Source organism: Faecalimonas sp. LCP19S3_D12, from assembly GCF_052121495.1.
In the GTDB taxonomy this organism is placed as follows: domain Bacteria; phylum Bacillota; class Clostridia; order Lachnospirales; family Lachnospiraceae; genus Faecalimonas.
Map to the genome: position 1 here is coordinate 1 of NZ_JBQKED010000070.1, position 8,339 is coordinate 8,339.

Below are 8,339 nucleotides of genomic sequence, written 5' to 3' on the forward strand. Positions count from 1 at the left end.
AGTTAGGATGGATGAGTCCTGTTCAATACAGGCTCCATCTTCTAGCTGCATAAAGAAAAACGAGACGACCGAAGTCGTCTCGTGAAAGTCTAACTTTGAGGGGTCACCTCAAAGTTTTCCAATACCTTGCTCTTTTTCTGTTTCTTATTATCCGTTGATAATGACTTTTTTGATATTCAGATCTTCATCCAACAGCACTACATTTGCAACTTTTCCTTCTGAGATGGAACCATACTGTTCATACAATCCAACGCTCTTTGCAGGATTCATTGTCGCTGCGGCAACAGCGCTCTCAAGTGGAATTCCCATCTCTTTCACGGCTGTTCTCACACAATCCATCAAGTTTGTAACAGATCCGGCGATTGCTCCATCTGATGTCAATGTTGCAAGCTTTCCAACTACTTTCACGTCCTGTCCTCCAAGAGTATAATCTCCGTCCGACAATCCGCATGCTCTCATACTGTCGCTGATCATGACAATTCTGTCATCTCCAAACATCTCAAATGTTGCACGCACAACAGATGGATGAATATGAATTCCATCACAGATCAACTCTACCATACAGTGTTCACTGTCTCTTGCAGCTCCAATCACACCAGGTTCTCTGTGTGTGAACGGCGGCATCGCATTATATAAATGTGTTGCATGGCAGGCTCCCAAATCATATCCTGCTTTTGCTGTATCGTAATCTGCCGTCGTATGTGCAAATGAAATATGCACTTCATCTTTCAGTTCACGAATAAAGTCCATAGCCCCTTCTTCTTCCGGTGCAAGTTCTACGAGACGAATCAATCCGTTTGCTGCCTCCTGAAGCCTTCTGAACATCGCAACATCCGGTTTATGAATATGTGTAGCTGCCTGTGCACCTTTTTTCTTAGAACAGATAAATGGTCCTTCCATATTAATTCCGGCAAGTGTGGCAATCCCCGCTTTATTCTCATAAGCTCCGCCATTTGCCATAATTTTCATCAAATCCTCTTCCGACAATGTCATTGTCGCAGGAACAATCGTTGTGATTCCCTGAGAGCCTTCATACTCTGCAATTTTCTCAATTGCTTCCTGTGTTCCGTCACAGAAATCATATCCCATACATCCGTGAAAATGTACATCAATCAATCCCGGGATGGCATAGCAGCCTTCTCCGTCAATAATCTCACCGCTTTCAAACAGATTGTTTTTAAAAATTCCATTTTCGATTCCAATCGCTCCCGGTTCAAATGTCTTATCCTCTGTAAATACTTTTACATTTTTAATAATCATAACGCTTTGCACAGTCCCTATCCTGTGCCACCTCCTTCCAGATCAGATTATTCTTCTACTTTTGAATATGCAGCCGCATCACAAATCACAGTTACATCTGGATGCATCTGTAAAATAGATGCCGGAACAGATGGTGTTATCGGTCCGCTAAACGCTCTCTTTACAATATCCGCTTTATCTTCGCCGCTTACTACAACAACGATTTTCTTTGCGCTCATAATTGTACCAATTCCCATTGTGTAAGCCTGTCTCGGAACATCATCCACCGATGCAAAGAAACGCTTATTTGCCTCGATTGTACTTTCCTGTAAGTCTACGCAATGTGTCACTTTATCAAATTCTTCTGCTGGTTCATTGAATCCGATATGCCCATTGTGTCCAAGACCTAATAACTGAAGATCAATGCCCCCTAAAGATTTAATCAGCTCTTCATAATTCGCGCATTCTTTTTCTGCATCTAATTCCATACCATTTGGTACGTGTGTATTTGCCTTGTCAATGTTAATGTGATCAAACAAATTGTGATTCATAAAATAGTAATAACTTTGATCATTATCTCTTGAAAGACCTTTATATTCATCAAGATTTACTGATTGCACTTGAGAAAAATCAAGATCTCCCTCTTCACATCTTTTGATCAGTTCTTTATAAGTTCCAATCGGAGATGAGCCTGTAGCAAGACCTAAAATACAGTCCGGTTTCATAATCACCTGTGCTCCGATTAAATTAGCAGCTTTTCTGCTCATCCCATTATAATCTGCTGTTTTAATAATTTTCATTCTTTTTCTCCTTCTTTTAATTTTATGTATGTCGAATCTACCTTAATTTTATTATAATATATATCCCTCTTTCTAGCAATTGCACAATCAGCCATATTTTGTATCTAATTGCAACTAAAGGGCATGTTTTAAAAAACATGCCCTAACTTCTAATATTTATTCTGCGCTATATGTGCTGCAACTCTTACATCCTGCTTTTTAACATGATTTACAAGCCAGTCCCCAACACTTTTATTGATCTTTCCTACTAGCGTAACAGTTGCACCCTCTCTTTCTAACTCGTCTGCCATTTCTCTAAGTGCATGTTTGAATGCCTCGTGATATCTCTTATGATTTTCTCTGTCCGGATATTTATATTTGTCTTGAAGTCTCTCTTCTGCTGAAAAATGCTCTTCAGTATAATCTATCAGAAATTGCACCACTCTTCCAAGTTCTACTCTTCCTTTTCCTTCTCCACACGCTCTGAGCAGATTATTAATGTGGTCGAATAATTGTTCATGCTGTTCATCGATCATATCATTTCCAGTCAAAAGATCCTCTGTGAAATCATAAGTTCTTACAGGTATTCTATTTCTCTGAATCTTTTGTCCCTCCTGCTGATAGGTAGCACTTCGTGTCAGAGTAGTTTGTTCCTCCTCCCCATTCTCTCTTCTCAAATGAAACTTTCCAACTAATGTTTTCAAAAGTTGTGACTGCCCTGCAAGTTCCTGACTCGCTGCTGCACTCTCTTCCGCAGTTGCTGAATTGGTCTGTACAACACTTGAAATCTGATCTACACCCTGTGTAACCTGATTAATTGCATCTGCCTGCTCTATTGCCGCATTAGAAATTTTATCTACATAATCGACAACCTGTTTTGTACTTTCCACTGTCACACGAAGTGCTTCAGCTGTCTGTCCTGCAATGTGCGTTCCATTTGTCACTGCTTGAATCGTTCCCTCAATCAGATTCGTTGTATTACTTGCTGCCTCTGCACTCTTAGATGCAAGATTTCTTACTTCGTCCGCTACAACCGCAAATCCCTTACCTGCCTCACCGGCTCTTGCCGCCTCGACCGCTGCATTTAAAGCAAGGATATTTGTCTGGAATGCAATATCTTCAATTGTTTTAATAATCTTTCCAATATCGCCGGATTTCTGTTCGATCTCTTGCATCGCCTCGATCATTTCACTCATATGCTCGTTCGAGAACAATAACTCATTCTGTGCCTCTGTTACCTTTGCACTTGCCTCACGTGCATTATCTGCAGTTTTCTGTACTTGCATAGAAATATCATTGATTGTGGCTGCAAGTTCCTCTATCGCACTCGCCTGCTCTGTTGCTCCTTGCGACAATGCCTGCGCACCGGAGGATACCTGATCTGCTCCGTTTGCAACTTCATCTGAGGCAATGTTGATTTGAGAAAGTGTAGAGCTAAGATTTCTGTTCATCTGACGAATTGCCAAAAGAATCGGTTGTAAATCACCTTTATAAACACCGTCTTTTACTCTGATATCAAAATTTCCGTCGGCCATCTCCGTTAATAATCTGGTTAAATCCCCAATACTCTCTTCTAAAATCTCACAGCTTTTCTTTACATTTTCAATCAACAGTCCAACTTCATCATCTGATTCATATGTAAATTCCTGCTGCATCTTTCCTTGTGCAATTCTCTCCATTGCTTCTTCCACTTCTTTGAGAGGATTTACAATCATCTTAGTCACTCTAACAGCAATAAAAATCGCTATGGCAACAGATACAAGCAACATTCCTACGATAAAAATCGACGAACGGTTTGTGATTCTTACATTTCTCTCCATCGCCTCCTGACGTAGAGAATCTGTTTCTGTATCTAAAGGCTTTGCTAGTTCTACTACCTTTTTTAACATTGGTGTACATTCTTCCAAAATTACTTTTTCAGCCTCGTCCTCTTTTCCTTCATCCATAAGCTGAAGTACTTTGTCTCCAATGTTCAACCACTCTTCAATTGCTGTTCTATATTCTTCAACCGCATCCTTATCTAAAACCTCGAGCCGTTCCATTGTATCCAAGTCTTCTGTGATCAACTCAATATTTTGTTGAATAGCTTTTTTCTCAGTTGATACGTCTGCTCCTGCTCCTTTTATAACAATATCACGAATATATCGTCCTACTATATTCGTATAGATACGGTTATTTTTCACTGCGGCATCTACTGCTACTACCCCTGATATAACCTCTTCCAAATCTTTACTTGATTTATTTAATGCTGAAATGGAACTCAAGGAAATCGCAACTGTCAAAACCAAAACTATACCAAAACTGACAAATAGTCTATTTCTTATCTTTAGCTTTTTTAACATCTTTTCTCCCTCTTCTACATCTTTCTTTAGTATTTGCTGTCGTCGTATGTCTCTATATTTTGAAAGTCAGAATATAGGAACTCTTCTCTATGATTCTGAGAAAGCATCTCCGAACCATGTGCGCGACCTTTCAATCGAAACTGTCCAACTAACCCTTTCAGAATCTGTGATTGACTTGCAAGTTCTTCACTTGCCGCTGCACTTTCTTCTGCTGTAGCTGAATTTGTCTGTACAACACTGGAAATCTGATCTACACCTTGTGTAACCTCCGCAATCGACTGTGCTTGCTGTTCTGCCGCTTGACTGATCTTTGCCACTGTATCAACCGCACATTCTGTACTTTCCACTGTAGATGAAAGTGCCGCTGCTGTTTGATCTGCAATTCTTGTTCCTTCTTCTACCGCCTGAATAGAACCTTCAATCAAAATAGTTGTGTTTTTTGCAGCCTCTGCGCTCTTAGATGCAAGGTTTCTAACTTCATCCGCTACAACTGCAAAGCCTTTTCCTGCTTCACCGGCTCTGGCTGCCTCAACAGCCGCATTCAATGCAAGTATGTTCGTTTGGAATGCAATATCTTCAATTGTTTTAATAATTTTTCCAATTTCACTTGATTTTTGACTAATATCCTGCATTGCCTGAATCATCTGCGCCATGCTTTCATTAGACTCCATAAGTTCACGACCTGCATTTTCCACTTGTTCTCTTGCAGTTCTTGCATGCTCTGCAGTACCGCTTACCTGCATTGAAATATCATTGATTGTCGCTGCAAGTTCTTCAACAGAGCTCGCCTGCTCTGTTGCCCCCTGCGAAAGTCCTTGTGCTGCAGAAGACATCTGATCTGAGCTTCCTGCAACCTGATCTGCGGCATCATTAATCTTAGCCAATGTATCACTAAGACTATGGTTCATCGTTCGGATTGATTCAAGAAGAGGCTCAAAATCTCCTATGTACATCTCTTCTGCCTGCGTTTTGATATCAAAATTACCATTCGCCATCTCATCCATCAATCGAGTCAGATCAGATACGACACTATCAAGCCCTTGACAGATAATTCGGAAACTCTCTGCCAATGATCCAAGTTCGTCTTCCGATTCATAGAGAATCTCATTCTTTACACGACCACTCGAAATATTTTTTGCAACCGCTTCCAGTTCCTCCACCGGTTTCACGATTCCTTTAATAATTCTTGTCATAATAATAAAAGTAGCTATAACTAGAACAACAAAAATGCTCAATTGGAGTACGAGTGCACCTTTTCTTATCTTAACGGCTTCTGTATCAAATCTTTCTGCGTCTTCGTTCGCTTCCTGATGCACCTTTTCAGAAATATCGGCACAATTTTGAATTGCCTCCGCATATTCACTAACAAGCACTTGTTCTGCCTCATCCCATTTGCCTGCTTTCATCAGTTCTGTAATCTCTTTTCTTACACTTCCCGCTGTTTCACTGGCAACATCCAGTTCCTCTAAAGACGGAATTGTCCCTTCTCCAGCTTGTTGCAATCTTTCATAGCTTTCGCCTGCTTGCTCTGCAATCTGTTCTAATTGCGTCTCATATTTATCTATATTTTTTTCAAGCATCGCGCTGTAAAGCACCGCCTCAATCTCATGCACATGTTTAGAAAAACTCATTGATTCTGTAGCACTCACAAAAGGCTTTTGATACAGTTCATGTGACAACCACCTCACCTTATTAATTGAAGATACTGCAAGTATCACCAATATCAACGATGCTAAAACAGCAATCGCAAATCCTGCAAAGATTTTTTTACCTAACTTCATCTTTTTCATTTTCTTTTGCTCCTTTATCTCTCTTTATTCTTTTGAATTTTTCTAATATAGTTTTTTCTAGTTTTCCTATATTCTGACCTACTATCTTTTTGAAAATACGCCCCCCTCGAATTCCCCAACAAAAAACAATCAAAAAAGGGGCTCTTTTTAAAACCGGGAAGATTTGTTTCATGTAATCCTTAGATGGAAATATCCACCCCTTTTTTTTCACTCTCCACTCCTCTTCTCTGTCTCGCTCATAGAAATCGAGACGTTTCCTGTTTGAAGGCAGCAGTTTCTCATCTAATACCAGATCGACCTTTCCGGGATTCAACACATATTCTTCAAGCGCAAGAACAAGTGTACTCTCTTCTGCAGACACACCTTTTCCAAACCATAAATCACTCAATCCAATCACACACTGTTCCCATTCTGTCATTCGGGACTTCTCTAGCACTTCCTTTACCGTTTCTTCTGAAATCATACTAGTGAATTTTTCTTTGTACAATCGAAAATCCAAGATTTTACGAATTGTAATGTTCCCTAAAAGATAATGTTCCATTAATGCTGTCAAATTATAAATATACTGTTTTTCTGGAGTGAGGCACCTTACATACGGTTTCCCCTTTGACTGCTGCTCCAACATCTTCCGAACACGTCGCCCTGCATCTGGAATCTCTTTTAAGAATCTCACTCTGATTCCCGGTGTTCTGACATAGAGAACTCCGTGATATCCCCGTTCTTCTTTTTTCTCATAGTCCATCGCATCCATCAACGCCTGAATCTTGCGCCAACTACCAGCCTCTACCAAAAATTCCAGACTATCGATATCTCCCATCTCTTTTTTATAATATAGGTCATATCTTGCTATACCAGAAAGAAGTAGTGCATGAATATGCTGTTGTTCCAATTGCCAAATAATTGTCTCTTGTGCTACGAGGTACTCTGACTGCAGCAAAAGCTCTTTTTTATACTTATGATATAAGTCTTCTTCCCATTTTCCTGCAAGTTCCTTTTCAATCCCCAAAACAGCATAATAAAACAAGGTTATCACATCATGATATTCCGCATATCGCAACAGCTTCTGCCAGTCAATCTTCTTTTTGACAATCTGAACCGGTTTCTGCTTTAAAATAGATGTCAGCAAAATGAACATATACTTTAATTCATAGTCGATTGCACTTCCCCCCCCTCATAAATTTATAGTCTCAATATTTTTTATCGGATATTTATATAAAAAAATTAATATTTTTTCCTCGTTTCTCTAAAATTTTTCGTTCTTCAAAAATATCTATTGCTTTTTGATTGTAAATTGCCCGCTTCTCATCTGCCACAAGACAGCCTGCCACAAGCGTAAGCACCCGCTTTTTCATAATGGACACAAGCTCTCGAGAGTGACTCGCTGCTACAACGGTAATCCCACTGTGATTGAGCTCCTTCAACAAAAGCATCAAATCCCACGCTGCATCCGGATCCAAATTCGCAGTTGGCTCGTCCGCAATCAGAATCTGTGGATGCACAAGCAGCGCTCTTGCAAGCAAAATTCTTGCGACTTCTCCTCCCGACAATTCATCCGCATAGGCTTTCTCCTTATCTGCAAGACCTACAATGCCAAGCACCCTTGCAATCTCCTTTCTAGACTGCCGTTTGCTCTTCTCGACTGCCATCATCGCAAGATCCAAATTGTCATACACATTCCTGTCTCTCAACAACCCAACATCCGGCGACATATAGCCAATCTTTCTGCGGTGATATGGTAGCATTCTCCTCTTCATACTCTGAAGCGACTTTCCTGCAATGATAATCTCTCCCGATGTCACATCTTCCTGTTTCAACATCAACTTCAATAATGTACTTTTTCCAGCACCACTTTTCCCGATTACAAAAACAAATTCTCCTTCTTCTATTTCAAAGGATACATCTTCTAGTGCAATCTCTTCCCGAAAACACTTTGTTACATGATCAAAAATAATCTCTGCCATTTTGCCGCCTTACCCTCTTTTACATCCACTAACATATATGATATACTTTTACTATACTGTTTTCGACAAAATTCGTCAACCCAAAGGACGACAATAAAAAATTCTAAGAGAGGACGCAAGATTGAAAATGAAAAGTAGAGGTTATCCATTACCTTAATCGTATCACAACAAAGCCATCTTACGGTGGCTGCTTTGAAAATTGAATATGTAGACAAAGTTACAGGTTAT

The 8,339-nt window shown here is 40.0% G+C and carries 6 protein-coding genes; all 6 read right to left on the bottom strand.

Annotated elements, in window-relative coordinates:
• Positions 1-147 precede the first annotated feature (147 nt).
• The gene (nagA, locus tag ACTQXY_RS14595) at positions 148-1,260 is read right to left on the bottom strand and encodes an N-acetylglucosamine-6-phosphate deacetylase (protein ID WP_441660073.1); all 1,113 of its coding nucleotides are present in this window, start codon (positions 1,258-1,260) and stop codon (positions 148-150) included.
• A gap of 47 nt (positions 1,261-1,307) precedes the next feature.
• Positions 1,308-2,039, bottom strand: a complete 732-nt coding sequence (gene nagB / locus ACTQXY_RS14600) for a glucosamine-6-phosphate deaminase (protein WP_441660074.1) — start codon at positions 2,037-2,039, stop codon at positions 1,308-1,310.
• Positions 2,040-2,188: 149 nt separating this feature from the next.
• On the bottom strand, positions 2,189-4,360 hold the full coding sequence (locus ACTQXY_RS14605; RefSeq protein WP_441660075.1) for a bacteriohemerythrin: 2,172 nt from the start codon (positions 4,358-4,360) through the stop codon (positions 2,189-2,191).
• Positions 4,361-4,386: 26 nt separating this feature from the next.
• On the bottom strand, positions 4,387-6,150 hold the full coding sequence (locus tag ACTQXY_RS14610; protein ID WP_441660076.1) for a methyl-accepting chemotaxis protein: 1,764 nt from the start codon (positions 6,148-6,150) through the stop codon (positions 4,387-4,389).
• The gene (locus ACTQXY_RS14615) at positions 6,128-7,285 is read right to left on the bottom strand and encodes a nucleotidyltransferase family protein (RefSeq protein WP_441660077.1); all 1,158 of its coding nucleotides are present in this window, start codon (positions 7,283-7,285) and stop codon (positions 6,128-6,130) included. Before ACTQXY_RS14615 ends, ACTQXY_RS14610 begins: the two co-directional genes overlap by 23 nt.
• Positions 7,286-7,358: 73 nt before the next feature.
• On the bottom strand, positions 7,359-8,111 hold the full coding sequence (locus tag ACTQXY_RS14620) for an ATP-binding cassette domain-containing protein (RefSeq protein ID WP_441660078.1): 753 nt from the start codon (positions 8,109-8,111) through the stop codon (positions 7,359-7,361).
• Positions 8,112-8,339 lie beyond the last annotated feature (228 nt).

What these genes read in the sequence shown, in the direction of transcription:
- ACTQXY_RS14605 (WP_441660075.1), bottom strand. Translation starts at nt 4,360, where the DNA reads ATGTTAAAAAAGCTAAAGATAAGAAATAGACTATTTGTCAGTTTTGGT.
- ACTQXY_RS14610 (WP_441660076.1), bottom strand. Translation starts at nt 6,150, where the DNA reads ATGAAAAAGATGAAGTTAGGTAAAAAAATCTTTGCAGGATTTGCGATT.
- nagB (WP_441660074.1), bottom strand. Translation starts at nt 2,039, where the DNA reads ATGAAAATTATTAAAACAGCAGATTATAATGGGATGAGCAGAAAAGCT.
- ACTQXY_RS14615 (WP_441660077.1), bottom strand. Translation starts at nt 7,285, where the DNA reads ATGTTCATTTTGCTGACATCTATTTTAAAGCAGAAACCGGTTCAGATT.
- ACTQXY_RS14620 (WP_441660078.1), bottom strand. Translation starts at nt 8,111, where the DNA reads ATGGCAGAGATTATTTTTGATCATGTAACAAAGTGTTTTCGGGAAGAG.
- nagA (WP_441660073.1), bottom strand. Translation starts at nt 1,260, where the DNA reads ATGATTATTAAAAATGTAAAAGTATTTACAGAGGATAAGACATTTGAA.